Origin of the sequence: Kangiella profundi (genome assembly GCF_002838765.1) — a bacterium.
Taxonomy (GTDB): domain Bacteria; phylum Pseudomonadota; class Gammaproteobacteria; order Enterobacterales; family Kangiellaceae; genus Kangiella; species Kangiella profundi.
In genome coordinates this window covers 2,490,830-2,515,882 of sequence record NZ_CP025120.1, presented here as the reverse complement: position 1 = coordinate 2,515,882, position 25,053 = coordinate 2,490,830, and the positions used below count along the sequence as shown (strand labels likewise).

The window sequence follows — 25,053 nt, the reverse complement described above, 5'->3', positions numbered from 1 at the left end:
GTGGCTCGAGTCGGTTGTTTCGGCAAAATGAGAAGCTGTGGTGACTTTATTAGTCGCCACGTACCTCATTCTATTCAGGACCGGTTCGATCAATGGTTAGAAGAAGGTCTTGCCGAGACCAAGGAAAGGCTCAATCAGCAATGGCTTGATTACTATCTTACCAGCCCAATTTGGCGTTTTTTAATAAAGGATTCGCTATCTGATGCAGTGCTGTTTGGCAGCATGATGCCGAGTATGGATAAAGTTGGCCGGTACTATCCACTGGTGATCATTAACACTCTTGAAAGTGGGGCCTTTTTGAGTATGGCGCAGTGCGAAGCTATTGAAGAATTAATGCTTTATACCCTGACAAATTCACTAGAGATAAATGAGTTTGAAGAGCGACTACAAATTTTAAATCAACGCTCTTTTAGTGGCGAAAAAGTGTCAGTCGCAGATCTGGTTGAGAGTTTTGGAAAAGATCTAGCGCAGGGAGCACAGGAAATTGCCAACAGGCTATGTTCTGACTTCCTGATTTCAGAAAGTGAAATAGCTGCTGCTGAGGTTTTCTATCATGAAACTGAAGCTGAAAAAGACTATGCAAGTGTCTGGTGGACAAAAGGCTCTGAACATATGGGGCCAACCGTCCTGCTGTGTCATGACTTACCGCCGATATATGGAATTCATGCAACCCTGGATGGTAATTGGCAGGCCTCGGGGTGGCGGTCATTTGATGACGAACAGAATCAATTAATAACTGAAAACGAAAAATTATCAATGGAAGAGTGCTGTGATTGAAGCTGAGCAGGATAAAACAACAATTGATTATCGTTGGCTATCGGCAGCAACAACGCATGTTGGTGCTGTACGAGAAGTGAATGAAGATAATCAGATAGAAAAGCCTGAAATTGGATTATGGGTAGTGGCCGATGGTATGGGGGGCCATAGTGCCGGTGATGTGGCCAGTGGCATGGTGGTGGATGAGCTTTCCGCGGTAAGAAGAACCGGCAGCAACGAAGAGTTTATTGAGCGAGTGATTGAGGTTTTAAGCATTACCAATCAAAAATTACGGCAGCTGGCGTTTCAGAAGTTTGATAAGCAGGCAGTAATGGGTACTACGGTGGTAGTCCTAATTATTCATGAAAACCGCTTCACCATATTGTGGGCAGGAGACAGCCGTGTTTATCGCTATCGAAACCATGTATTACAACAGTTAACCCGTGATCATAGTCAGGTAAACGACATGCTTGATTCGGGTTTACTGGCAGAGGAAGAGGCGGAAGATCACCCTTTGGCTAACGTCATCACGCGCGCCATAGGAGCTTCACAAACACTGCATCTGGATCGGGTTGACGGTGAAATTCAGCACGGTGATATTTTTATGCTGTGCAGTGATGGATTGAATAAGGAGCTTTCTGATCAGGAAATTTCCGCCTTTTTCAGCTCAGGAGATGTGGATGAAATCAATAAGGCGCTCATTCATTCTGCTTTAGTGCGTGGAGCGCAGGACAATATCACCGCAATTTCTGTGCGGGTGGAAGGCACTGTTGCAAATGACCAAACCATACCTGCTCTAAGTGGACAAGCCGGGGAAGAGAGTACAATCAATGGATATTGAAGCTTACATCAAACCGATTAGTGAAGAACAACCTTGTGGTCGCGACCTGCGCGATGATACCAGCGTTGAATCCATTTATTACAAGCTAAGAGATGCTCGCAATTCGGCACGTAAAGCTGAGCGAATCGCGTTGGCCGATGCAGATGAAGGGGCAACAATTGATGAAAACTGGTATCAGCTTAAAGACTTGTCTTTGGATGCCCTAAAGAATGAAACCAAAGATCTGGAAGTCGTTGCCTGGTTTATTGAGGCGACTACAAGGATTGATGGCATTAAAGGTTTTACTCAGGGTTATCAACTGGCAAGCGAATTAATCCGTCGATTTTGGGACGATGACATTTATCCCGCAATTGATGAGGATGGTATCGAAACCCGGGTTGCGCCTTTATCAGGTCTCAATGGATTTGATGGTGCTGGAACACTGATAACACCAATCAAATCGATAGTGCTGACTCAGAATGATGAGTACCTGCCAGCTTGTGTCTGGCAATATGAGCAGGCCGTACAGCTGGAGAGATTGGATGCGGAGAAAAAGCAGAGTCGCATTGATAATGGCGCAATCCCTTTGGAGGCCATTAAAAAATCGGTAGTGCTAACACCTGATAGTTTCTATCAGGAACTGGTCAGTGACCTGCAAACTGCGCTTGAAACCTATGAAGCATTTACCCAAGAGTTTGATCGCGTTTGTGAGTCATTGCCCCAGCCGACTTCAAATATCAGAAATGCACTAAGAGAGTGTCTGCAGGCTGTTGAATACCTGGCTAAAGATAAGCTGGCAGTAACTGAAGAGTCTGATAACCAGGAGCAGGAAGAAGGCGGTACAGCAACCGCTAGTCATCAGACAGAAGAAATCAATCGACGCGAACAGGCAGTGAATACTTTGCGTCAGGTTGCCGACTATTTCCGAAAAACCGAACCTCACTCACCTATTTCCTATTTGCTGGAACAGAGCATTCGCTGGAGCGACTTATCGCTTCCAGAGCTGTTACAGCAGTTAATTCCGGAAGAAGATGCGCGTGAGCAATATTTTAAACTAACAGGGATCGATGTGGGTAGTAACCAGTAAATTTGAACCCTAAAGCTAAAGGAGAACCACATGGCGAGTATACATGACCGTTTGAAAAAAGTGCGTAAACCACGAGTCCATATTACCTATGATGTCGAAACTGACGGTGCAGTACTGGAAAAAGAGCTGCCTTTTGTTGTTGGTGTGATGGGTGACTTTAGTGCTGATTCAACTAAACCAGTGAAGCCATTAAAAGAGCGTCGCTTCATCCAAATTGATAAAGACAATATCAATGAAGTCATGCGCAATATGGCACCAGGTCTGAATATCAAGGTTGAAAACACGCTACAGAATGATGGCTCAGAAATGGCAGTGAATTTAAAGTTTGACTCGATGGATGATTTTGAACCTGCTGCAATCGTAGATCAGGTAGAACCATTAAAAAAATTGATGGACACGCGTAATAAGCTACGTGATCTGATGACGAAAATTGACCGTTCGGAAGAGCTTGAGGGTTTAATGGAAAAGGTATTGCAAAACAGTGATGACCTTAATGCTTTGGCCGAAGCTCTTGGACAAATCAAAGACAAGGGAGGCAATGAGTAATGACTGAAATGGAAAAAGTTTCCTCAAAGGAACAGATAGTCGAGCAGAGCCAGGACATTCTGAGTCAGGCCATCGCTGCGACCAAACAAACTGAAGCCAGTCGCGCTGAAGAGTTGTTAAGAGCTTTGACCTCAGAGGCAATGAAAGGCACCGTCACCTGGAACAAAAACTTAACGGTGACCTTCAAGGAAGCAATTGACAAGATTGATGAAGCCTTATCAGCTCAGTTATCAAAAATTATGCACAATGAGCGTTTCCAAAAGCTGGAAGGCTCATGGCGTGGTTTGCAGTATTTGGTGCAAAATACTGATACGTCAGTGTCAATGAAGCTGAAAGTCATCAACCTGCCAAAGCGTGAATTGTTCAAAGATTTAAGCAAAGCGGTGGAGTTTGATCAGAGCCAATTGTTCAAGAAAATTTATGAGAGTGAGTTTGGTACAGCCGGTGGTGAACCATTTGGTGCATTAATCGGCGACTATGAATTCACCAATCATCCGGAGGATATCGAAACACTGGAACTCACGTCGAATGTTGCCGCAGGAGCTTTTGCTCCCTTTATTTCAGCATCGTCTCCAGAATTGTTTGGATTCAATGATTGGACCGAGTTATCAAAGCCGCGCGACCTGGAGAAAATCTTTGACTCATTGGAATATGCCCGCTGGCGTGGGTTCCGTGACTCGGAAGACTCACGTTTTGTAACTCTTACTGCACCCCGCGTGCTGGCGCGACTTCCGTATGGTGAACAAACGCGTCCAATCGAAGAGTTTGCCTTTGAAGAACTACCGGTTGATGGTGAGACCAAGGTGGCAAACAGCGTTGATAATAAAGACTATTGCTGGATGAATGCCTCCTATGTACTTGGCAGTAAACTGACTCAGGCATTTACCGAGCACGGCTGGTGTACCGCGATTCGTGGCGCGGAAGGTGGTGGTAAAGTCACATCATTGCCTATGCATAATTTCATGAGTGATGATGGCGACATGGATATGCAGTGCCCGACCGAAGTGGGAATTACCGACCGTCGTGAAGCTGAGTTAAGTAAACTAGGCTTCCTGCCATTGTGTCACTACAAGAATACAGACTATGCGGTGTTCTTTGGCTCCAATACTACGCAGCGTCCCAAAAAGTATGACAGTCCTGATGCTACCGCAAATGCCGACATTTCATCGCGTTTGCCATACATTATGGCAACGTCACGTTTCGCTCATTACTTGAAGGTATTGGCGCGTGACAAGATTGGTTCATTTATGGAGCCAGAAGACTGTGAAGCCTGGTTGAACCGCTGGATCCTTAATTACGTCAACGCGGATGAAGCAGCGGGTCAGGAATCACGTGCCAAATATCCATTGGCTGAAGCTAAGGTTGAAGTGGAAGAAGTACCGGGAAGCCCCGGTGTCTATCATGCGAAAGCCTGGTTAAAGCCATGGCTGCAGCTGGAAGAGCTAAGCACTTCATTACGCTTGGTAGCTAAAATTCCGGAAAGCAAGTAGTTTCCCTCCATATAAGGCCGCAATAGCGGCCTTAATTATTAATAGCAGCATGAAGCTGCTAAAGACCATGCGAGACGGCAACATTTTTTGCTACACTAGCCGAATCTAACCAACATCACTAATCCTAATGTCTGAAAAAAAGCCTCCATTTATTCTTGTTGACGGATCGTCCTATCTATTTCGTGCCTATCATGTACCTCAATTACAGCGAATGACTAACTCCAAAGGCATGATGACCGGCGCTGTGTTCGGCGTTATCAATATGCTGAAGAGTCTGATCAAAGAGTATGAGCCTGAGCATATGGCGGTGGTGTTTGACGCAAAAGGCAAGACGTTTCGAAATGATCTTTACCCTGAATATAAGGCGAACCGTCCACCAATGCCGGAGGATTTGCGTCAGCAGATTGAGCCTATTCACGAAATTGTGAAAGCCATGGGTCTGCCTTTATTGGTTATTGATGGTGTCGAAGCTGATGATGTTATTGGTACTTTGGCGAAGCAGGCCTGCAATGAAGGTCGTGAGACTTTAATTTCGACTGGCGACAAAGATATGGCACAGCTGGTCAGTGATCATGTCACGCTGATTAACACCATGGATAAAAATAATCCAATTACGGACAAGGAAAGAGTGGTTGAGAAGTTTGGCGTTAAGCCAGATCAAATCATCGACTATCTGGCTTTAGTAGGGGATAAGGTCGATAACATCCCGGGAGTCGATAAATGCGGTCCCAAAACTGCGGTTAAATGGTTGGAGCAATACGACAGTTTGCAGGGTGTGATTGAGCATGCCGACGAAGTCGGCGGCAAGATTGGTGAGAACCTTCGTGAAGCCATTGACCGTTTGCCGCTTTCATATGAGTTGGCAACTATAAAGTTGGATTGTGATCTTGAATTTAAACCTGGTGATTTAAATATTTCTAATCCGGATCTCAAAGAGTTAAAAAAGCTCTATGGCGAGATGGAATTTAAACGCTGGTTGACCGAGGTACTGAAAGATCTTGGTGAGAGTGATGAATCAAGTCAGGATAGTGAAAGTGGTTCAGGTGTCGCTTTGGTCGACCGCTCTAAATATGAAACGATATTAGAGCAGCAAGATTTAGACAAGTGGATACAAAAATTAAAAGAAGCAGAGCTATTTGCTTTTGATACCGAGACGACCAGTCTTAGTTATATTGAAGCAGAATTGGTAGGCATGTCGTTTGGTCTTGATAATGGTGAGGCTGCTTACCTGCCGTTTGCGCATTCTTACATGGGAGCTCCAAAGCAATTAGATCGGAATGAAGTATTAAAACAATTAAAACCATTACTTGAATCAGAAAAAAACAAAAAAGTGGGGCAGAACCTGAAGTACGATATGAGCGTATTGGCAAACTACGGAATAGAGTTGGGTGGTATCGAGTTTGATACCATGCTTGAGTCTTATTGCCTGAATAGTGTTGCCAGTCGTCATGATATGGATACGCTTGCGCTGCACCATTTAAATCATGTAAATATCAAGTTTGAGGAAATCGCGGGTAAAGGAAAGAATCAACTGACCTTTGATCAGATTGAAATTGAACAGGCTGCTCCTTACGCAGCGGAAGATGCAGATATAACGATGCGCCTTCATCAAAAATTATGGCCAGAGCTGAAAGAAAATGAAGGCCCAACTCAAGTTTTTCAACATATAGAAATGCCTTTGTTACGAGTCTTATCTAAAGTTGAGCGAAATGGTGTTTTGGTTGATGGAAAACTACTTCTAGAGAAGAGTCATTTATTCGAAAAGCGATTAAAGGAACTTGAGAAAGAAGCTTTTGATATTGCAGGTAAAGAATTTAATTTGGGTTCACCGAAGCAGTTGCAGTCTATCTTCTATGAAGAATTAGGTTTGCCAATTTTAAAGAAAACCCCAAAAGGTCAGCCATCAACTGCTGAAGAAGTGTTACAAGAGTTAGCGTTAGACTACCCATTACCAAAACTGATTCTGGAACATAGAAGTTTAAGTAAGTTGAAGTCAACTTACACTGATAAATTGCCGCTGATGATTAATGACAAAACAGGTCGTGTTCACACCTCTTATCATCAAGCCGTAGCTGCAACTGGACGATTGTCGTCAACCGATCCAAACCTACAGAATATACCAATTAAAACGGAAGAAGGTCGTAGTATTCGAACAGCTTTTATAGCACCGAAAGGACACAAAATTTTAGCGGCTGACTATTCACAGATCGAACTTCGAATCATGGCCCACTTATCGCAAGATAAAGGCTTACTGAAAGCATTCGAAGAAGGATTGGATGTGCACTCGGCCACAGCCGCGGAAGTATTTGATGTGCCGTTAGAAGAGGTAACTTCAAATCAACGCCGTAATGCCAAAGCCATTAACTTCGGTCTTATTTATGGCATGTCTGCATTTGGTCTGGCTAAGCAAATCGACACTGATCGCAATACGGCTCAGGATTACATCAATACTTATTTTGCACGTTATCCGGGTGTTGAGACCTACATGGAAACAACGCGACAGAAAGCAGCTGATTTGGGTTATGTTGAAACACTCTACGGTCGCCGCCTGTATTTGCCAGAAATACACTCAAAGAATGGTATGCGCCGCAAAGCTGCTGAGCGAACAGCAATTAATGCACCTATGCAGGGCAGTGCAGCTGATATTATCAAGCTGGCAATGCTGGAAGTGGATAAATGGCTCAAGGACGTCAAAGGCATTAAAATGATCATGCAGGTGCACGATGAACTGGTCTTTGAAGTTGAAGAAAGCCAGTTAGAGCTCGCTCAACAGAAAATTCCAGAATTAATGGAAACTGTTGCTGAACTATCCGTACCGCTTATCGCAGATGTTGGAATTGGCGATAACTGGGAAGAAGCACACTAAAATTTTAGTCGACAAGCTGTAAAACAAGTGAGAAATGTGAACCCATAGCGGTGGACTCTGTGAGTCATTTTTAAGCTAAAAACGGCTATCGTTAGCCTGTTCACATTTCTTGCTACTCTTTACAAAAGCTGACACTTTTCTTGCAACAAACACCCCAAACCAATGTCTATTGTACTGAGCGCAACGAATGCGCTCCCCGCGACTCCCTCCTTCCAGCGGGACTTGCAGTTCGGCCTCCCCAAGCCGGATTGCGCATTTGGGGTGGTGCCTTGTTCCCTCAGGCCACCCCTTTTTTTTGCCTGGAATTAATTCGTGACAGTCATCAATTGAAGCTTGTCTAAGTCCTTAATTCTCAAAGCTACTCGAATAACATTCATTTGCTTGCAATGGTTCTAATATAAATGGAATTAATGCATAAATGACATTTCTGCTTGAAATATGAACAAATCCCGCTATTATTCGCAAGGCTAAAAAAAGCGCATTGTTAATAATTAAATAGGAAATATATTATGAATAATAAAGGGGCTAAACTTTTATTTGTTTCTATTCTTTCTTTGGGGATTATCAGTTGTAGTGGAGGTGGTTCTGACTCGCCATCTGAACAAGAACCTGTTAATCAGAAGCCTACAGCTAATGCTGGTGCAGACCAAACCGTAGATGAGCAAACAGCAGTCACTATTCAGGGTTCAGGAACTGATAGTGATGGCAGCATTGCATCTTACTCATGGGAACAGACATCTGGACCTCAAATTGCTTTAGATAGTTCCAATCAACAAAATCTCGAATTTACTGCTCCTGTGGCAAAAGGTGTTGCTGAGCTAGTGTTCGTACTTACTGTTACTGACAATGATGGTGCTACTGCTAGTGACTCAGTTGTTGTTATTGTTAATCCAGTAGATGAGCAAAAGGTAACGCTACAAGGTGTAGCAACTGACGAACCAATTGCTAATGCAGAAGTAACGGCTGAAGTTGGTGGCAGAACCTATACCACAACTGCTGATGCTAACGGTAACTATACGTTAGAGATTGGAGCAGACGAGGATGAGGACCTAAGTGAGTTGTTGGTTATTGTTACGGCTGAAGGTAAAAACGAACAATCACATGTAACACTGAAATCAGTGGTTGGAAGCTTTGGTAGCATTTTAGAGCATGCTGGCGAAGATAAAACTCTTACTTCGGACGAAAGCAAAAACGTAAATGCTACTCATGTCTCAACGGCAATTTTAGGGCTATTAGTAATTGAAAAAGGCGATAATCATTTAACAGATTATAGTAGTTTTGAAGATGCACTACCCACGTTGTCTGGATCAGGAGTATGGGAGATTGCAACTGTAATTAAATTGGTTGTAGATTATTCAGCTCAATACCCAGAACTTGGTTTACCTGAGGGAGTAGATAATGTATGGAATTTTGCTACCAATAAAAATGCGGTTAATGATTATTTGCGAAACCTACCAGACATTCATGAATCCTTATATGAAGATATAAAGAACTCAATTTTTGAGGACGCTCAGCTTTATGAGTCAACAATCGACGTACCTCAAAGATACATAGAAGTAAATAATAAGTTTATGACTACTACTCAGTACATTTTCGGTGATTCAGATAATGGTCTTATGAATTATCATACTATTCAGCAGTCATTTAGTGTTAATAATGCTTTAGATTCATTGCAAATAAATCTAGAAGGAAAAGTTGTCAGTTCTGGAACCGTTTTTAAAGATTTTATGGGTACAGAGTATCAAGTACGAGAAGAAGAAATTTGGGAGAATATTGATATAAAAATAATTGAATCAACTCCTGCTGCAGATTTAGTAGCTTTAAAAATTGATGGAAGATATCAATACCAGGATAGTCCCTTCTATGACTTTGAGGATGAGTTGTTCACAAAATTCGAAGTTAAGTTATTTGCAAAAAATACACTACCAATCACCAGTAATGAGATAATTGGTATACGTATGTTGCCAGCTTATGCGCCTAGCCTAGACCCCACTGAAGAACTCGATACACCCTATGGTCCATACCCAAGATTTGTTTCTACAGAGTCTGCTGTCATTGAATTTTTTGAGAGTGGAGTTGCACAAAGTGTATCTGGTAACTTTGGGGACGGTAGTTGGAATATTAATAGTGATGGAGTCCTCATAGTTTATTTAGACACAGCAAATTTGGAAGTAAGAAAAATATCATCAAATCTATGGGCAGTAGAAGCATATGATTATGCAGGTAGTTCTCTTGGATTTGCTGCAGGCATGTCTGCAATTGAAGATGGAACATTGCTTAATGACCAGACTGCTATAGGCGTTTATTCTGTTGATGGTCTTATTTCCGATACAAGTGATACATATTATTGGTTTGAAGTTCAAGAGGGCGGTATCGGGTATCAGGTTGGCGGTAATGATTCTAATAACAATGGTGTGCTAGAGGAAAGCGAATACAATAAGACCAAGTTTTTCTGGGATATTGTCGATGGTAAGCTACAGATGAATATATACAGAAATCTATCAAATCAAGTTTGCACCAGCATTACCAGCGATTGCTATGTTTATCTAAGACGTACATTTGATATGTTTGAACAAGTAGAGAATAAGCAATTTGCAACTTACCAGTATCAGTTGAATTTCCTGCCAGGAAGTTATAATGATCTTTCCCCGGAGCTTCAATCACTTTGGGTATATGATATGATTTTTTCCAGGTATTTAATCAAATCAGCAGAGCGACCAATTTCAACTGAAGCAATGTAACTGTAGAGGCCAGCAATTGCTGGCCTTTTTTATCTTAAAATTTAAGCCAGCAATTCTTTAAACTCTTCCAATTCATGTAGTGGTTCAAAAGCTGGTTCGCGCTCAATCTCTTCAGCCAGTTTAGGTGCTTTATCAATCGCAATTTTTATGTCACTTATGGCTTCCTGGACTGCGCCATTGGCTGCGTTTGCGCAAGCTCTTTGCCAGTAGGCCAGGCCATAATCTTCATCCTGATCAATGGCGCGGTTAGCTAAACTAAATGCCCATTCATACTCACCCAGTTCAAAGGCGGCATCGGCTTTGTAGATCAAAGCTTCTATATCGGTTGGGTTAATTGCTAGCAGCTCATCGTAGAGCTTAATCTTTTGATGCATATTGGTTTCTAGGCCAGCACGCATCCAGATTGAGTGGATTTCATTTGCTTTGGAAATGTCTTCCTGGGCTTCGATAATTTCTTGAGAGCGACGCTTGAGCTTATCTTCTAAATCTTTTAAGCGCTCTTCATATTTACTGGTCAGTTCGGTGATCTTAGTTTCGACCACTTCATTCAGTTTACTTCGAACGTCGCGCAGAGAACGCCAGCCCATGAGTACCAGTAGTGATGCTGCGGTGGTAATAATGATAAAGACATTATTGAGTGTGTCGGTGGTATAACGAATGGCGCGATCGGAAACATCCAGTCGTGCGTTGGCCACTTTATTTTCGACTTCAGCTCTGAAGGCCTGTTGGTCCTGACGAATGCTTTTCAGCTCATCAAGAATGTATCGCTCGATTAAAGGTGGATACTGAGCAGGCGTTGCGTTGGTGTTTGGCGGTTGCTCTTTTTCTGGTTGTTGATCTGCGGCAATTACATTGACACTGAAGAGCAACAGAAATACAGCAATGATACGGCTAGTCATGGGCTTCCTCGCATGAATAAACAAAGACTTAGTGACTTGATCCTAGCGAAGGCAGTGGTGCTTTGCAAAACAAAGCACCAATTTGCGGAGATTTGAAGGAGGAAGATTAAATCTATAACTTACTCTTTGCTGGTAGTTTCTAGTTCAGCTGAGGACTCATACCAACCATCAAGAATCTTATACAGTTGATCAAGACCCTCACGCTTAAGCGAAGAAAAAGCTTGAACGGTTGCTGTTGGGTGTAGTTCCTTAACGGCTTTCTTACACTGCAGGACAGCTTTCGATTTTGCGCCTTGCTTGAGTTTATCGGCTTTACTGAGCAGGCAGTGTACCGGCAGACCAACTTCGGCAGCCCAGGCCAGCATGTCCTGATCGCTATCTTTTAGGAAATGGCGGATATCCATTAATAAAACCAGGCCGCGTAAGCACTGGCGTTGCTGGAGATAACGGGATAACTCTTCCTGCCATTGCAGTTTCATGGCCTCAGGAACCTTGGCATAACCGTAGCCAGGTAGGTCAATCAGACGTCTATCTTCGTCCAAAGTGAACACATTGATTAACTGAGTTCGCCCCGGGGTTTTACTGGTACGGGCGAGACTCTTCTGTTGCGTTAAGGTATTGAGGGCACTCGACTTACCGGCATTGGAACGGCCAGCAAAGGCTACCTCGATCCCTTCGTCAGGTGGCAGCTGAGCAAGTTTAGCTGCGCCAAGCAGATATTTGGCTGTCAGATAGTTCATAAAGGCATATTTTTTATAAGAGATATTGGCATTTTACTGGTTAGTTCCCTATAATTCATCGAACTTTTTTCGAATTCTCTGTCATTGCATTTCAGCAATGACCATTTAACAGAACTATACGGGTAACCTGATGAAAAAGTTAGTGATTGTTGCATTATTCTTATTTGGTGCCACCGCTTCTGCGCAGGAAGGTGATGCCGCCAAAGGTGCCGAACTGGCAGCTACATGTGCCGCTTGTCATGGTAAAGATGGCAATAGTGCCAATGCGATATGGCCTAAATTAGCAGGCCAAAATGCTAAATACCTTGAAAAACAGCTCCATGATTTCCAGGCCGGCGGAAAAGATCAATCGCAAGGTCGTTATGATCCATCAATGGCGCCAATGGTTGCTAATTTGAGCGATCAGGACATTGCGGATTTAGCAGCTTATTATGCAGCTCAGGAAACCCAGCTTGGTGCTGTGAAGAAAGAATTCCTTGAGTTAGGCAAAAAAATCTATTTCCAGGGTGATGCTGAGCGTGGCGTTGCGGCTTGTGCAGCTTGTCATGGTGCAACAGGTCAAGGCCTTGATTTAGCGGGCTATCCGGCAGTTTCTGGTCAACATCCAGAATACACTATTAAACAATTAAAAGATTTCAGCTGGGCGAAACGCGCTAACGATGACAACGCTGTTATGCGTGATATCGCAAACCGTATGTCAGAGCAGCAAATTGAAGCAGTTGCACATTTTATGTTGGGTCTTCATTAATTTGACCGCTTAAAGTTGCAACCACCTGTTGAATCAGGGTAAAAAGGCGACATCAGTCGCCTTTTTTTATGGCGAAGGAACTTTGGCACCTTGTGTTTAAGCAGTTGTCTATGAGTTGTATGAACATCTATCCAGAGAAAATTATGAAACGTTTATTTTTAGCTTTTGCGACGAGTCTTGGATTAATGGCTGGAATACCCTCCGCTGCGGCGATTGAGCAGGGGCAGGATTATTGGCGCGTTGAGCTTCCAGATTCTAAGCAACTGAACACCCAGGATAATTTGTATTTTAGTTGGCTTGGTTGTACTTCTTGTCGCAAACTGGAGCAGGAGCTAGCTTACGAACTGGAAGAGTTGGAGTATGTGCCTCTGATAGCACGTCCTGAATGGCGAGCTGCAGCCAAATTGCACTACACCATGCAACTACTAGGGTTAAGCGAGCAGCAAAAGTCTGCAATGATTGCCAAAATTGATGCAGGTGACGTTGACGTGACTGATTTTAATGCCATGCAACAAGAACTGTTGGCAATGGGGGTAGATGAAGAAGCGTTAACAGACCTGCTGGAAGACAAGGAGCTCTACAGACAAGTTCAAAGAGCTGAACAGCTGGCAGCCAAGTATCAAATACAATACGCACCAACTGTGATCATTAAGGGGCAGTTTGCAACAGATGCCAACCACACCATGAAAATAGATCGATTTGCTGAAGTGTTGCGTTATTTGAAGTCGATGTAGTCCTTTCATACTCCGTCCACCTAAGCGGTGGACGGTTTTTCTACTGAATTCTAGAGATCTATCCCCAATAATCCGGCAAAGGCTTCTCATTACTGTGGTGGCTGGCGTTATAAAGTGCATCGAGAGTTGCTGAGCGGCATTCGCGACGATAAAGCACTAACACTACAATGCTTGAGCAAAGTATGAAGATCCAGGAATTGAAGAACCAGCCAAGTACAGCAATGGCGAAGGTGTAGGCGCGAAGACCATAATTGAAGGAGTTAGAGGCACGGCTGAGTAGCCAGTTGGTATGCTTGATGAAAAGTTTATGCTCTTCCTGATCACAGTTTTGGTCGGGGGCTGCGCCAAACAGTACCACAGCAAAGTTATACTGCCGCATTGACCATGTGAATTTGAAAAATGCATAGGCGAAGCAGACTATCAGTAGAATGATTTTAACTTCCCATGCCGCGCGTGAGGCTATTTCTATCCATGGCAATGCCGATAACAGGTTAATGGCCTGTTGCGTTGAGCCGAGAACTGTCAACAAACCTGCGATAATAAATATAGTGGTTGATGCAAAGAAGGTTACATTGCGCTGCAAGATACCAAGGCCTGTCATATCAGAAATTTTGACATCCCTTTTTAGCATTTTTTCAATCCACTGTTCACGATTTGCCGCCAGTTGATTGGCAATGGTTGGACGCTTGCCGTGTTGAATTCTTGCATATTGGGTATAGCCGACCCAGCAAAACAAAAACCAGACCAGCGCTATCCAGTCAAGTAACGGCAAAAAAGATAGGGACATGGGAAACCCTCAAACTTAGGTATAAGTGGTTGCAGATATGACCTTAAAAGTGCCATGCTTTGAACTACAGTTCAAGCAACTTTAAAGAATGGCCCTATAACTTTTTATGACACAGCAAGCAAAACTCAAAAATGATCTGAAGGGCGCCAGTAGCCCCTATTTGCAGCAACATCAGGATAACCCGGTTCATTGGCAGCAGTGGAATGCCGAAACATTGCAGCTTGCGCGTAAGCTGGATAAGCCAATCCTGTTGTCGATCGGCTATTCGTCCTGTCACTGGTGTCATGTCATGGCCCATGAGTCCTTTGAGGACATATCGACAGCGGAAGTCATGAATGAGCTTTTTATTAATATTAAGTTGGATCGGGAAGAGCGACCTGATCTGGATAAGACTTATCAGCTGGCTCATCAGTTGCTAAATCGTCAGGCCGGTGGCTGGCCATTAACTACTTTCCTTGATCCGCAAACACTGACGCCATTCTTTAGCGGCACCTATTTTCCAAATAGACCGAAATATGGCATGCCTGCATTTACCGATTTGCTGAAAAATATTGCTGGCGTTTTTACGGAGAAGCGAGAAGAGATCAAACAGCAAAATGGCCAATTGCAGGAGGCATTGCAGTTTGTCTCTGGCTCAGTCAGCCGTGCAGAGCCTTCAAATGAAGTAACGGCCAAAGAAATTACTGAAGACTTTATTAATGAAGTATTACAACGAGCCGATAAAGATTTTGGTGGCTTTAAGGGCGCACCAAAGTTCCCACAGGCGGCAATCTGGCAAACTGTGTTTGAGCTTAGTGTTAATGGTGACTCTCAGCGAGAACAAATAAATGATCATCTACAGAAAACGCTGAGTGCCTTTGCCGACTATGGATTATACGACCATCTTGGCGGAGGCTTTTTTCGCTATTGTGTCGATGAGGCCTGGGATATTCCGCACTTTGAAAAAATGCTCTATGACAATGGCCAATTGATTAAGCTGATGGCGGAAGCTGGGCATTATTTTGCTCGAGGTGATTGGATGCAGCGCGTGAAGCAAAGCATTAGTTGGCTCTCCGAGCAAATGCAGAGTGAGCAGGCAGCCTATTACTCAGCATTGGACGCAGATAGTTTGAATGCAGATGGACACAGCGAAGAAGGAGCCTATTACGTCTGGTCTCAAGCAGATTTGCAGAGCCTCAACGAAGAGGAGCAGGCAGTTGCCAGCCATTATTATGGCTTAGCCGATAAACCTAACTTTGAAGGTCAATGGCATCTGGTCTGTCGTAATTCACTGCAGGAAGTCGCTGAAAAAACCGGTATTCACCCGAAGCAATTACCCTTATTGATTGAGTCAGTGCGCCAGCAGCTGAAACAGAAGCGTGATCAACGTGCGCTACCGTTTCTGGATGACAAGCAGTTAACAAGCTGGAATGGACTGCTTTTGCAGGGACTTTTCAGTGCCGCGCGTCAGCTTGGAGATGAGGATATTTTTCAAAAGGCCAAAATGGCCCAACAAGGACTTCAGCAAACCGTACATAAAGATGAACAGTTGATGGCCTGTTATCGTGACGGTGCAGCTTATCAGCCGGGCTTTTTGGATGATTATGCCTATCTTGCAAAAGCCTTATTGATGAGGCTTACCTTTGATTTTGATAGGGAAAGCTGGCAGTGGCTAATACAGTTGTGCGAAGCGCTTTGGACAAAATTTGCCGATCAGAAAAATGGTGGTTTTTATTACACAGCCCGTGATGCCGAAACGGTTATCACCCGCCATAAGAGCTGGAGCGATGATGCCATGCCAAACAGTGCCTGTCAGGCACTGGAAGTGCTATGGTTGGTCTCTGAGTTAACCGGCAAGCTGGATTGGCAGGAATTTATTGAGAAAAGCCTGCACAGTGCAAAGCATGAAGCGGTAAAGGCACCTTTGCAGTATCCATCAGTAGTGCGTTTAGCCAGAGCTTTTGAGCGAGGCTCGGAAATCTGGGTATTGCGTGGCGATTTGCATCAGACAGTTGCCTGGCAGGAGTATCTAACTACCGGGCAATATTCTGAACGCTGGGTATTTAGTCTGAGATCTGATGCTGATGTGCTGGAACAAAAATATCCTGCTCAGGAGAAGCCGGTTGCATATTGCTGCCGCAACCGCCAGTGCTTCCCTGCACTGGACTCTATTGCTGCGATTAAGGAGTTCTTAAATTAGGACTTTAAAAGGCTGGCCAGTTTGGCAATCAGTTTACTGATTCCGCTGGCAGCCTCCGAGACACTTCCGGCCAACATGTAGGCAGGTGTCGATAATAGGTTTCGTTCTTCATCATATACAATATCTTCGACCGGGCAGGCCATGTGGACGCCACCCATAGCTTCAATAGCTGCCGCCGTGTCTTTGTCGTTACCAATGGTCAGCTTGCTGCCTTCACCGTACAGTCTTGGGATCATGGCTGGCGCAATACAGATGAACCCGACTGGTTTTTTTGCTGCGGCCATGGCTTTGATAAATCTCTCCACTTCAGGATTGACAGTACAATCGCTTCCTTTGACCGCAAAGTCGCAAAGGTTCTTTGCCGCACCAAAACCGCCTGGAAGCACGGCGGCATCAAAGTCAGACTCTTTGGCTTGGGCTAAATCCTTGATATTGCCGCGCGCAATACGAGCTGCTTCAACCAGCACATTACGTGACTCGCCTTCGGCTACATCCCCTGTCAGGTGATTGATTACGTGCATTTGCTCTACGTTGGGCGCAAAACATTGATAGTCCAGGCCGTTCTGTTCGAGCGCTAACAGGGTAAGCACGCTTTCATGAATTTCGGCTCCGTCATAGACACCGCAACCGGATAAAATAACTGCAATCTTTTTCATAATACTCCCTTTTCAAATCAATCGAGTGAAGTGTAAATATCATCATAATATATGCAAAATTTGCTGTCAGGCGGTAAGAATTTTGATTTTTGAGACGTTTTAACCGAAACTAGAGGACAGCCTGCCGGGTAGGAACGCACAAAGGCGAATATAACGTCGCAAAGGGCCATTAATGGTGACACGATTTCTTTTTCTTTTCTGTTTAATTGGGACAATTTTTTTAAGCCAACAGACACAAGCTAACCAACAGCTTGTGGATGCTATTGGTATTGAAGATCAGTTGTCTCAAAGTGTCATCACAGCCATCGTAGAAGACCCTCAGGGGTTTCTCTGGATCGGAACGGAAGATGGTCTTAATCGCTATGATGGCTATCAGATTAAAGTGTTTCAGAAACAGAACAGTAATCTTTCCCATACCACCATTCATGATTTGATGGTCGCCGATAATGGCGATATCTGGATTGCCACTGAAAATGGTCTGAATATCTTTCACCAACAGACCGGTAACATCATAAATTTCCATCACAATCCGCTGGAACCATTTACTCTGGCCAATGACTTTGTAACTGCTTTGTCGAAAGACGAGAAAGGTGGTGTTTGGCTGGCCACCTATAATGGCCCTTCTTATTATGATCCTGCAATTGAAGGATTCAAAACATACCCGATCATGCTTAGCCGCCGCGTGACAGCAACTGTCAGCGAATTGCGGAAAATCTATGTAGATAGCAAGCAACGTGTGTGGGCCGTTACTACCCGTGGCGAGCTGGCACAATTTAATCCTACCAGTGAGCAGTTTTTCATTATCAACTCAACCACGGGTGGTCAACTAGGTGCTATCGCCGATATTGAGGAAACTCCTGAGGGTAATATCTGGCTAGTGTCCTACCAACAGGGTGTCATTGAATATCACCCTGAGAAGAATGAGTTTGTTGCTTTGTCATATGAAGAGCTTGGTCTTAGAGATTCAAAGCTCCAGGCCAGTACGGTTTTTTTCGATAGCAATGACAATCTCTGGATTGGAACTGTCAAAGAAGGCCTCTACTCGGTGAACAGTGAAACAGGGCGCTCCAATCACTACCGCTATGGTCGACCCGGTTCAATTGGCAGCAATACCATTAACGCATTGTATGAAGATAGCAATGGAATTCTTTGGGTAGGGACTTCCGCTTACCTCAATAAAATCAATCCAAACGCGATACTGTTTAATCATAATTATTTTCAGCCGGATTTACTGGACTCATTGGCTGCCGACACGACCTTTTCATTGCATGTAACCGCTGATGATATCCTGTTGGTTGGCAGTGATGGGCACGGTATAACCATGATGGATGCCCGTGATCCGCTGGATCTAAAAAAATTAGCCATCATCGACCCGCCCCAATTGAATGGTAAAAGCATCAATTACATTGGACCAGCCAGCTCAGGAAAGGTCTGGGTGATGACCTTTGATGAGATTTGGCTGCTTAATCTAAACACCCGCGAATTACAGCGAATATTTGAAAATGAAAGTTATACCGCTGAACTGTTAACGGCCAGATACTTTGATGGGAACTTATGGGTTGGAACAACTGAAGGTTTGTGGAAGCTGGATCAGAATAACAGGATCAGTCGTTACCGAGTCATTGATGCTGACTTCCATCGTAATAATCGCATAAACAGCATTCTGCCCAGCAAAGATAAACAGCATTTGTGGATTGGCACGGAAAGTGGCGTTCACCAATTTGATATTCAGACCTCAAGCTTCAAAAACTTAAGTCAGCTGATAAAAGAAGTTCCGGAAGAAGCTAAAGATGTTGTTCTCAGTCTGGCTCTGGATCAGTTTGAGCGGCTATGGATTGGTACTTTTGGTAATGGACTGGTGGTGATTGATTTGACGCGTCAGGTTGCTACTAACATAAATAGTACCACCTCAGGCATTCATGACAGCATCTACAGTATGGAGCTGGATGGCAATAAATACATCTGGGCGGGAACCGGACGCGGATTATTTAGGGTTTCGCCAAATGACTTTAGTCTGACTCAGTTTACGCTGGCGGAAGATCAGCCAATTCTGGAGTTTAATACGGGAGCCAGTGCCCACGATAGACAGGGCAACCTCTATTTTGGTGGGATTAACGGTATCATCAATTTCAGGGCAGAAACTTATCAGCCTGATGAAGTCCCGCCAACCCCAGTAATTACCGAGATCATGATTAATAATGGTCCGGTACTTATTGGTGATGAACATAAAAAACGACTGGCAAAACCTGCGAACCTCGCCAAAGAAGTTACCTTCTTCCCTGAAGATACCAGCGTAAGCTTTGAATTTTCAGGACTGAACTATGCCGATCCTAAGAATAATCGCTATCGATATATGCTCGAAGGATACGACAATGAATGGATAGAAACTGATGCTAAAGCCCGCCGTGTCACCTACACCAATCTGCAGCCCGGTGATTACCGTTTTCTGGTTAAAGCTTCTAACAAGGATGGTGTCTGGAGCGAAGTTCCGGCTGAGCTGAAAGTTCATGTCAAAACCTCAGGGTGGCTCAGCCCGTCGGCCTTTACTTTGTATGGGTTTATTCTGGGACTTATTATACTGGCTTTCTCCTATCTGATTTGGGCCAGGGTGCGTGAACGAAGAATGGCCGCATTGCAGCTGACACAAAGTGAAGAGCGACTGAAGTTATCTTTGTGGGGCAGTGGTGATGAATTGTGGGACTGGCAGATACCTTCTGGAGCTCTCCACCTTTCTAATGAGTGGCCTTACGATTTCCCAAGGGATGGAGTGCGTAGTGGTTACTCGATGGCCAACTCCAACATTCACCCGAATGATCTGCCGTATGTGCGCCAGGCTCTAAACGCACATTTGTCCGATAAATCTATGCACTATGAAAGCACCTACCGTATCAGTGATGAGAAAGGTGGCTGGATTTGGGTGTTAGACCGCGGCAAGGTGGTGAGCCGGGATGATAATCAAAAGCCTTTGCGGATGGCTGGGACCCTGAAGAATATTACTGAGCTTAAGAATACCGAACAGCAGCTCAGCATGATCGTGAAGTCCTTTGACAATATTTCAGATGGTGTCTGGATTCTGGACGAGAACTTCCATTACATTGCAGTCAACAAGGCTTTCACCAAAATTACAGGCTTTGAAGAGACTGAAGTGCTTGGCAAATTAATGAAGGTCAGTGCCTTGCATCAGATTACCGATGAAGAATTCAGGGAGCTAAGAGAAGAGCTTGCTGACAAAGGATTCTGGTATGGCGAGCTGCTTGCAAAACGCAAAGATAATTCTACCTACCCAATTGAAATCAATATTGATGTTGTGCTGGATAATGATGGCAATGTCATAAACTATGTGGGCGTTTTCTCGGATATTACTTTCCGTAAACAGGCCGAAAAAGAATTGCGTCGCCTGGCTACGGTTGATCAGTTGACTGACCTTAAAAATCGTACCAGCTTCAGGAATCACTTTGAAAACCTGATCGCTCACTCAGAGCGAGGCGACCAGCACGCACTGCTATTTATTGACCTTGATAACTTCAAGCGGATCAATGATTCATTAGGTCATGGTATTGGTGATGAGTTGCTGATTTATGTGGCCAAGATTTTACAGGAGATTACCAGTGAACAGCATGGGGTAGTTGCCCGTCTGGGTGGTGATGAGTTTACCGTGCTGTTGCAGGAAGTGGATACCTGGAATAAGCCCGCCAAAATCGCCCAGGCGATTCTGGATGAATTTGCCAAGCCGCTACCACTATCAACTGCCGAAGTGGTTGTGTCTCCGAGTATCGGTATTGTGATGTATCCGGAAAATGGACTTAACGCAGAAGAACTACTAAAAAATGCCGATACCGCCATGTATTACGCCAAGAAAAAAGGCAAGAATACCTATCAGTTCTATACCCGTCAGATGAATGAACAGGCTAAGCTGCGCATCACATTGGAAGGAGAGCTGCGTCAGGCGATTGAGAAAGATGAGTTTGTGATGTTCTATCAGCCGAAGGTCAGCCTGCAAACCGGCAAAATAACCGGCATGGAAGCGCTGGTGCGTTGGCGTAATCCTCGAAGAGGTCTGGTATTGCCGAATGAGTTCATTCCTTTGGCTGAGGAAGCGGGCTTTATTATTCCAATCAGTCAGCGCGTTATTGAAAAGACCTGTCTGCAAATACGAGACTGGCAGAATCGTGGCATTTTTCATGGCAAGGTCGCAGTTAACCTGTCTGCGGTCCAGTTCTATCATGAAAATCTATGGGAAACGGTCAAGAATGCACTGCATCTGGCTAAAATCGAACCTGATGCGTTGGAATTTGAGATTACTGAAGGGATGGTCATGGAAGATCTGACACAGTCCATTCAACAGATGCGAACATTGCGTGAAATGGGAATCAGTCTGGCGCTGGATGACTTTGGGGTGGGTTATTCGTCTTTAGGCAACCTCAAGGATTTCCCTATTGATACACTCAAAATCGACCGTACCTTCGTCTGGGATCTGGAGGATTCGGATCGGGATCGCAATCTGGTAGCTTCAATCGTAACCCTGGCTCATAACTTGGATATTAAGGTTGTCGCTGAAGGGGTGGAAAACCGCAATCAGGTGGAAGCGTTACGTGATATGGGCTGTGAAGAAATACAGGGTTTCATCTTCAGTCGCCCGGTACCTCCGTGGGATATTGAGACCATGCTCAACATCAAGGACTTCGATCTGGACGAATTCATAACCCAGAATGAATCGGACTAATTCTTCTAATCCAAGCTCCTAATTCGCATTAATTTCGCCACAAAGCCCGAGTTTATTGCCTTCCAGAGGAAAAAACTGAGTAAAAAACAGGCAAATCATTTGATTGGTCAGGGCGGGTCTGCGACAATATGCGGCCTAAAAAATGCTGCCTTTTGAGGAGACCTCATGTCACTGTCAGGTAACGACATGCTTACCCGTTTTCAACTTGCTAATGCAATCCGCGCACTCAGTATGGATGCCGTTCAAAAAGCCAAGTCCGGTCACCCCGGAGCGCCAATGGGCATGGCTGATATCGCTGAAGTCCTATGGAATGACTACCTGGTACACAATCCTGCAAACCCTGACTGGGTCAATCGCGATCGCTTTGTGATGTCAAATGGCCATGGTTCCATGCTGGTCTATTCGTTACTGCACCTCACAGGTTATGACATTTCAATCGATGATCTGAAGAATTTCCGTCAACTGCACTCAAAAACTCCTGGCCATCCAGAATATGGTTACACCCCAGGTGTTGAAACGACTACTGGCCCATTAGGCCAAGGTATTGCCAATGCAGTTGGCTTTGCGATTGCGGAAAAGAAGCTGGCAGCTGAATTTAACAAACCTGACCATGACATCATTGACCATTACACCTATGTCTTCATGGGTGATGGCTGCATGATGGAAGGTATTTCCCATGAAGTATGCTCATTGGCCGGTACCTTGGGACTGGGCAAACTGATCGCATTCTATGATGACAACGGCATTTCAATTGATGGTGAAGTGAATGGCTGGTTCTCTGACGACACGCCTAAGCGTTTCGAAGCTTATGGTTGGCAGGTTATTCCAGCGGTTGACGGTCACGATCCTGAAGCCATCAAAGCAGCAATCGAAGAAGCGCGTACTGACAGTGAGCGCCCAACCCTTATTTGCTGCAAAACCATTATTGGTTTTGGTTCGCCTAATAAGCAAGGCAAAGAAGAATGCCATGGTGCGCCATTAGGTGACGATGAAATCGAACTGGCTCGCAAGCAATTGAACTGGCCTCATCCTGCATTTGAAGTCCCTGAAAATGTTCGTGACAGCTGGAGTGCTCGTGAGGTCGGCCAGCAGCAGGAAGCGGAATGGAATAAGAAATTTATTGCCTACAAAGAAGCTTATCCAGAATTAGGCAAAGAACTTGAGCGTCGCTTAAGTCGCCGCTTGCCTGAGAATTTCACCGAGCAGGCTCAGGCCTATATCGAGAAATTACAGGCGGAAGGCCCTGTGGTTGCCTCGCGTAAGGCATCACAAATGGCTATCAATGCCTATGCGCCATTACTTCCTGAGTTAGTCGGTGGTTCTGCCGACCTGGCAGGTTCAAACCTGACTATTCATAGTGATTCCAAAGGGATAGAAGCTAAAGACGCCAGCGGTAATTATGTCTACTACGGTGTTCGTGAGTTCGGTATGTGCGCCATCATGAATGGCATGGCTTTGCACGGCGGTTTGATGCCTTATGGCGGTACCTTCCTGATCTTTATGGAATACGCCCGCAACGCACTGCGTATGGCCGCATTAATGAAACAGCAGGCTATTTACGTCTTCACGCACGATTCAATCGGTTTAGGTGAAGATGGTCCTACGCACCAGCCAATTGAGCAGCTGGCGAACTTAAGAACAACACCAAACATGTCGGTATGGCGTCCTTGTGATGCTGTTGAAACTGCCGTCGCCTGGAAAGCAGCAATTGAGCGTCGCAACGGCCCAACAGCTTTAAGTTTAAGCCGTCAAAATTTGCAGCATCAGAACCGTGATGCTCAGCAGCTGGCCAATATTGAGCGTGGTGCTTATGTGCTGGTTGATAGTGCCGATAAGCCCGAGTTAATCCTGATTGCTACTGGCTCAGAAGTTGAGCTGGCAACTGAAGCTGCAAAAGTATTGACTGAAAAAGGCAAGCAGGTACGAGTGGTTTCAATGCCATCAACCGATGTTTTTGAAGCACAGGATGCTAGTTATAAAGAATCGGTACTGCCAAGCGATGTGCCAAGCCGTGTCGCCATTGAAGCAGGTATTGCTGACTATTGGTACAAATATGTCGGCCTTGATGGTCGTATCGTTGGCATGACCAGCTTTGGTGAATCCGCACCAGCGGGTGACCTATTCAAACATTTTGGGTTCACAGTAGACAATGTTGTTGCTGTAGCCGAAGAACTTTTAGATTAAACGCGTGAGTAAATTCTGGAGATTAAGATGACAGTTAAAGTTGCAATTAATGGTTATGGTCGTATTGGACGTACCGCCCTTCGTGCGATTTATGAGCACGGTTACCGTGATCGCATTCAAGTGGTAGCGATCAACTCTTCACACCCAGCTGAAACTACCGTTCATTTAACAAAATATGACACTACTCACGGCCGTTTTAACGCCGACGTTTCAACTGATGGCGAATATATGATCGTTAACGGCGACAAAATCAAATTGTATGCCGAGCGTAACCCAGAATTAATCCCATGGGGTGAGCAGGACGTCGACGTAGTTTTTGAATGTACTGGCGTATTTAAAGATCAGGCTGGTGCATCAAAGCACTTCAAAGGTGGCGCAAAGAAAGTTCTTATCTCAGCACCAGGCGCAGCAGACGTAGATGCAACTGTAGTATTTGGTGTTAACGATGACATTCTTAAGCCTGAACACCGTGTGGTATCAAACGCTTCATGTACCACAAACTGTCTTGCACCATTGGCAAAAGTTCTTAACGATACAGTGGGTATCAAGAAAGGTTTGGTTAACACCATTCACGCTTACACTAATGACCAGCGTTTGATTGATAACCAGCATTCCGATTTGCGTCGAGCTCGTGCAGCAGCACAAAGCATTATCCCGACCAAAACCGGTGCAGCTAAAGCAGTAGGTCTAGTGCTTCCAGAATTAAACGGTAAATTAGATGGCTTCGCCATGCGCGTACCAACCATCAACGTATCGTGCGTTGACCTGACTTTTGAAGCTGGTCGTGATACTTCAGCCGAAGAAATCAACGAAATTGTCAAGAAAGCAGCAGACGGCCACGTACTTTGCTATAACGACGAGCCACTAGTTTCAATCGACTTTAACCACAGCCCAGCATCATCAACTTTCGATGCCGGTCTGACTCGCGTACAAGAAGGCAACTTCGTGAAAGTAGTGACTTGGTACGATAATGAGTGGGGTTTTAGTAACCGTATGTTAGATGTTGCCATCAAGATGATGTCTGTCTAGCAATCTTTTTCTTGTAATACTTTGTTATGGCTAATTTTTATCAAGCTGGCGTACTAAAGTACGCGTCG

The 25,053-nt window shown here is 44.6% G+C and carries 17 protein-coding genes; 13 read left to right on the top strand and 4 right to left on the bottom strand.

The window, feature by feature from the left end; genetic code table 11:
* From tagF to CW740_RS11710, 7 genes are all read left to right on the top strand, one after another.
* Positions 1-777, top strand: a complete 777-nt coding sequence (tagF, locus tag CW740_RS11740) for a type VI secretion system-associated protein TagF (RefSeq protein ID WP_157826421.1) — start codon at positions 1-3, stop codon at positions 775-777.
* A complete protein-coding gene (locus CW740_RS11735) occupies positions 770-1,597 on the top strand; it encodes a PP2C family protein-serine/threonine phosphatase (protein WP_106647673.1) in 828 nt (275 codons plus the stop codon). The genes tagF and CW740_RS11735 overlap by 8 nt, the downstream gene beginning before the upstream one ends.
* A complete protein-coding gene (tssA, locus tag CW740_RS11730; protein ID WP_106647672.1) occupies positions 1,587-2,663 on the top strand; it encodes a type VI secretion system protein TssA in 1,077 nt (358 codons plus the stop codon). The genes CW740_RS11735 and tssA overlap by 11 nt, the downstream gene beginning before the upstream one ends.
* Positions 2,664-2,693: 30 nt before the next feature.
* A complete protein-coding gene (tssB, locus tag CW740_RS11725) occupies positions 2,694-3,209 on the top strand; it encodes a type VI secretion system contractile sheath small subunit (RefSeq protein ID WP_106647671.1) in 516 nt (171 codons plus the stop codon).
* The gene (gene tssC / locus CW740_RS11720; protein ID WP_106647670.1) at positions 3,209-4,699 is read left to right on the top strand and encodes a type VI secretion system contractile sheath large subunit; all 1,491 of its coding nucleotides are present in this window, start codon (positions 3,209-3,211) and stop codon (positions 4,697-4,699) included. Before tssB ends, tssC begins: the two co-directional genes overlap by 1 nt.
* A 127-nt stretch (positions 4,700-4,826) precedes the next feature.
* Positions 4,827-7,565, top strand: coding sequence for a DNA polymerase I (gene polA, locus CW740_RS11715; RefSeq protein WP_106647669.1), 2,739 nt, complete (start codon positions 4,827-4,829; stop codon positions 7,563-7,565).
* A 509-nt stretch (positions 7,566-8,074) separates the two neighbouring features.
* Positions 8,075-10,306, top strand: a complete 2,232-nt coding sequence (locus CW740_RS11710) for a PKD domain-containing protein (protein ID WP_106647668.1) — start codon at positions 8,075-8,077, stop codon at positions 10,304-10,306.
* A gap of 41 nt (positions 10,307-10,347) precedes the next feature.
* Here the strand turns inward: CW740_RS11710 and CW740_RS11705 are convergent, their stop codons facing one another.
* Entirely contained in the window at positions 10,348-11,205 is an 858-nt protein-coding gene (locus CW740_RS11705; protein ID WP_106647667.1) for a tetratricopeptide repeat protein, read from the bottom strand.
* A 119-nt stretch (positions 11,206-11,324) separates the two neighbouring features.
* A complete protein-coding gene (gene yihA, locus CW740_RS11700; RefSeq protein ID WP_106647666.1) occupies positions 11,325-11,945 on the bottom strand; it encodes a ribosome biogenesis GTP-binding protein YihA/YsxC in 621 nt (206 codons plus the stop codon).
* A 130-nt stretch (positions 11,946-12,075) separates the two neighbouring features.
* On the opposite strand from yihA, the gene CW740_RS11695 reads away from it, so the two are divergent.
* On the top strand, positions 12,076-12,693 hold the full coding sequence (locus CW740_RS11695; protein WP_106647665.1) for a c-type cytochrome: 618 nt from the start codon (positions 12,076-12,078) through the stop codon (positions 12,691-12,693).
* Positions 12,694-12,836: 143 nt separating this feature from the next.
* Entirely contained in the window at positions 12,837-13,427 is a 591-nt protein-coding gene (locus tag CW740_RS11690; protein ID WP_227523863.1) for a DsbA family protein, read from the top strand.
* A 58-nt stretch (positions 13,428-13,485) separates the two neighbouring features.
* Here CW740_RS11690 and CW740_RS11685 read toward each other — a convergent pair whose 3' ends face one another.
* The gene (locus CW740_RS11685) at positions 13,486-14,214 is read right to left on the bottom strand and encodes a DUF599 domain-containing protein (protein WP_106647663.1); all 729 of its coding nucleotides are present in this window, start codon (positions 14,212-14,214) and stop codon (positions 13,486-13,488) included.
* Positions 14,215-14,320: 106 nt separating this feature from the next.
* Here CW740_RS11685 and CW740_RS11680 point away from each other — a divergent pair, with 106 nt between their 5' ends.
* Positions 14,321-16,393 carry a thioredoxin domain-containing protein gene (locus CW740_RS11680; protein WP_106647662.1) on the top strand — a complete coding sequence of 691 codons (2,073 nt, stop codon included), beginning with the start codon at positions 14,321-14,323 and terminating at the stop codon, positions 16,391-16,393.
* Here the strand turns inward: CW740_RS11680 and elbB are convergent.
* Entirely contained in the window at positions 16,390-17,049 is a 660-nt protein-coding gene (gene elbB / locus CW740_RS11675) for an isoprenoid biosynthesis glyoxalase ElbB (protein WP_106647661.1), read from the bottom strand. The genes CW740_RS11680 and elbB overlap by 4 nt on opposite strands.
* 172 nt (positions 17,050-17,221) lie before the next feature.
* Between elbB and CW740_RS11670 the strand changes: the two genes are divergently transcribed.
* The 3 genes from CW740_RS11670 to gap all read left to right on the top strand — a co-directional run bounded on the left by CW740_RS11670 (position 17,222) and on the right by gap (position 24,985).
* Positions 17,222-21,772: an EAL domain-containing protein gene (locus CW740_RS11670; RefSeq protein ID WP_106647660.1), complete on the top strand. Its 4,551-nt coding sequence runs from the start codon at positions 17,222-17,224 to the stop codon at positions 21,770-21,772.
* A 186-nt stretch (positions 21,773-21,958) separates the two neighbouring features.
* Positions 21,959-23,956 (top strand): transketolase, encoded by a 1,998-nt coding sequence (tkt, locus tag CW740_RS11665; RefSeq protein ID WP_188459703.1) that lies wholly within the window; start codon positions 21,959-21,961, stop codon positions 23,954-23,956.
* Positions 23,957-23,983: 27 nt separating this feature from the next.
* Complete coding sequence (gene gap, locus CW740_RS11660) at positions 23,984-24,985, top strand: type I glyceraldehyde-3-phosphate dehydrogenase (RefSeq protein WP_018623768.1); 1,002 nt, start codon at positions 23,984-23,986, stop codon at positions 24,983-24,985.
* The last annotated feature ends 68 nt before the right edge of the window (positions 24,986-25,053 follow it).

What these genes read in the sequence shown, in the direction of transcription:
- tssB (WP_106647671.1), top strand. Translation starts at nt 2,694, where the DNA reads ATGGCGAGTATACATGACCGTTTGAAAAAAGTGCGTAAACCACGAGTC.
- polA (WP_106647669.1), top strand. Translation starts at nt 4,827, where the DNA reads ATGTCTGAAAAAAAGCCTCCATTTATTCTTGTTGACGGATCGTCCTAT.
- tssA (WP_106647672.1), top strand. Translation starts at nt 1,587, where the DNA reads ATGGATATTGAAGCTTACATCAAACCGATTAGTGAAGAACAACCTTGT.
- CW740_RS11670 (WP_106647660.1), top strand. Translation starts at nt 17,222, where the DNA reads ATGGTGACACGATTTCTTTTTCTTTTCTGTTTAATTGGGACAATTTTT.
- CW740_RS11690 (WP_227523863.1), top strand. Translation starts at nt 12,837, where the DNA reads ATGAAACGTTTATTTTTAGCTTTTGCGACGAGTCTTGGATTAATGGCT.
- yihA (WP_106647666.1), bottom strand. Translation starts at nt 11,945, where the DNA reads ATGAACTATCTGACAGCCAAATATCTGCTTGGCGCAGCTAAACTTGCT.
- elbB (WP_106647661.1), bottom strand. Translation starts at nt 17,049, where the DNA reads ATGAAAAAGATTGCAGTTATTTTATCCGGTTGCGGTGTCTATGACGGA.
- CW740_RS11680 (WP_106647662.1), top strand. Translation starts at nt 14,321, where the DNA reads ATGACACAGCAAGCAAAACTCAAAAATGATCTGAAGGGCGCCAGTAGC.
- CW740_RS11705 (WP_106647667.1), bottom strand. Translation starts at nt 11,205, where the DNA reads ATGACTAGCCGTATCATTGCTGTATTTCTGTTGCTCTTCAGTGTCAAT.
- tssC (WP_106647670.1), top strand. Translation starts at nt 3,209, where the DNA reads ATGACTGAAATGGAAAAAGTTTCCTCAAAGGAACAGATAGTCGAGCAG.
- CW740_RS11695 (WP_106647665.1), top strand. Translation starts at nt 12,076, where the DNA reads ATGAAAAAGTTAGTGATTGTTGCATTATTCTTATTTGGTGCCACCGCT.
- tkt (WP_188459703.1), top strand. Translation starts at nt 21,959, where the DNA reads ATGCTTACCCGTTTTCAACTTGCTAATGCAATCCGCGCACTCAGTATG.
- CW740_RS11685 (WP_106647663.1), bottom strand. Translation starts at nt 14,214, where the DNA reads ATGTCCCTATCTTTTTTGCCGTTACTTGACTGGATAGCGCTGGTCTGG.
- gap (WP_018623768.1), top strand. Translation starts at nt 23,984, where the DNA reads ATGACAGTTAAAGTTGCAATTAATGGTTATGGTCGTATTGGACGTACC.
- CW740_RS11710 (WP_106647668.1), top strand. Translation starts at nt 8,075, where the DNA reads ATGAATAATAAAGGGGCTAAACTTTTATTTGTTTCTATTCTTTCTTTG.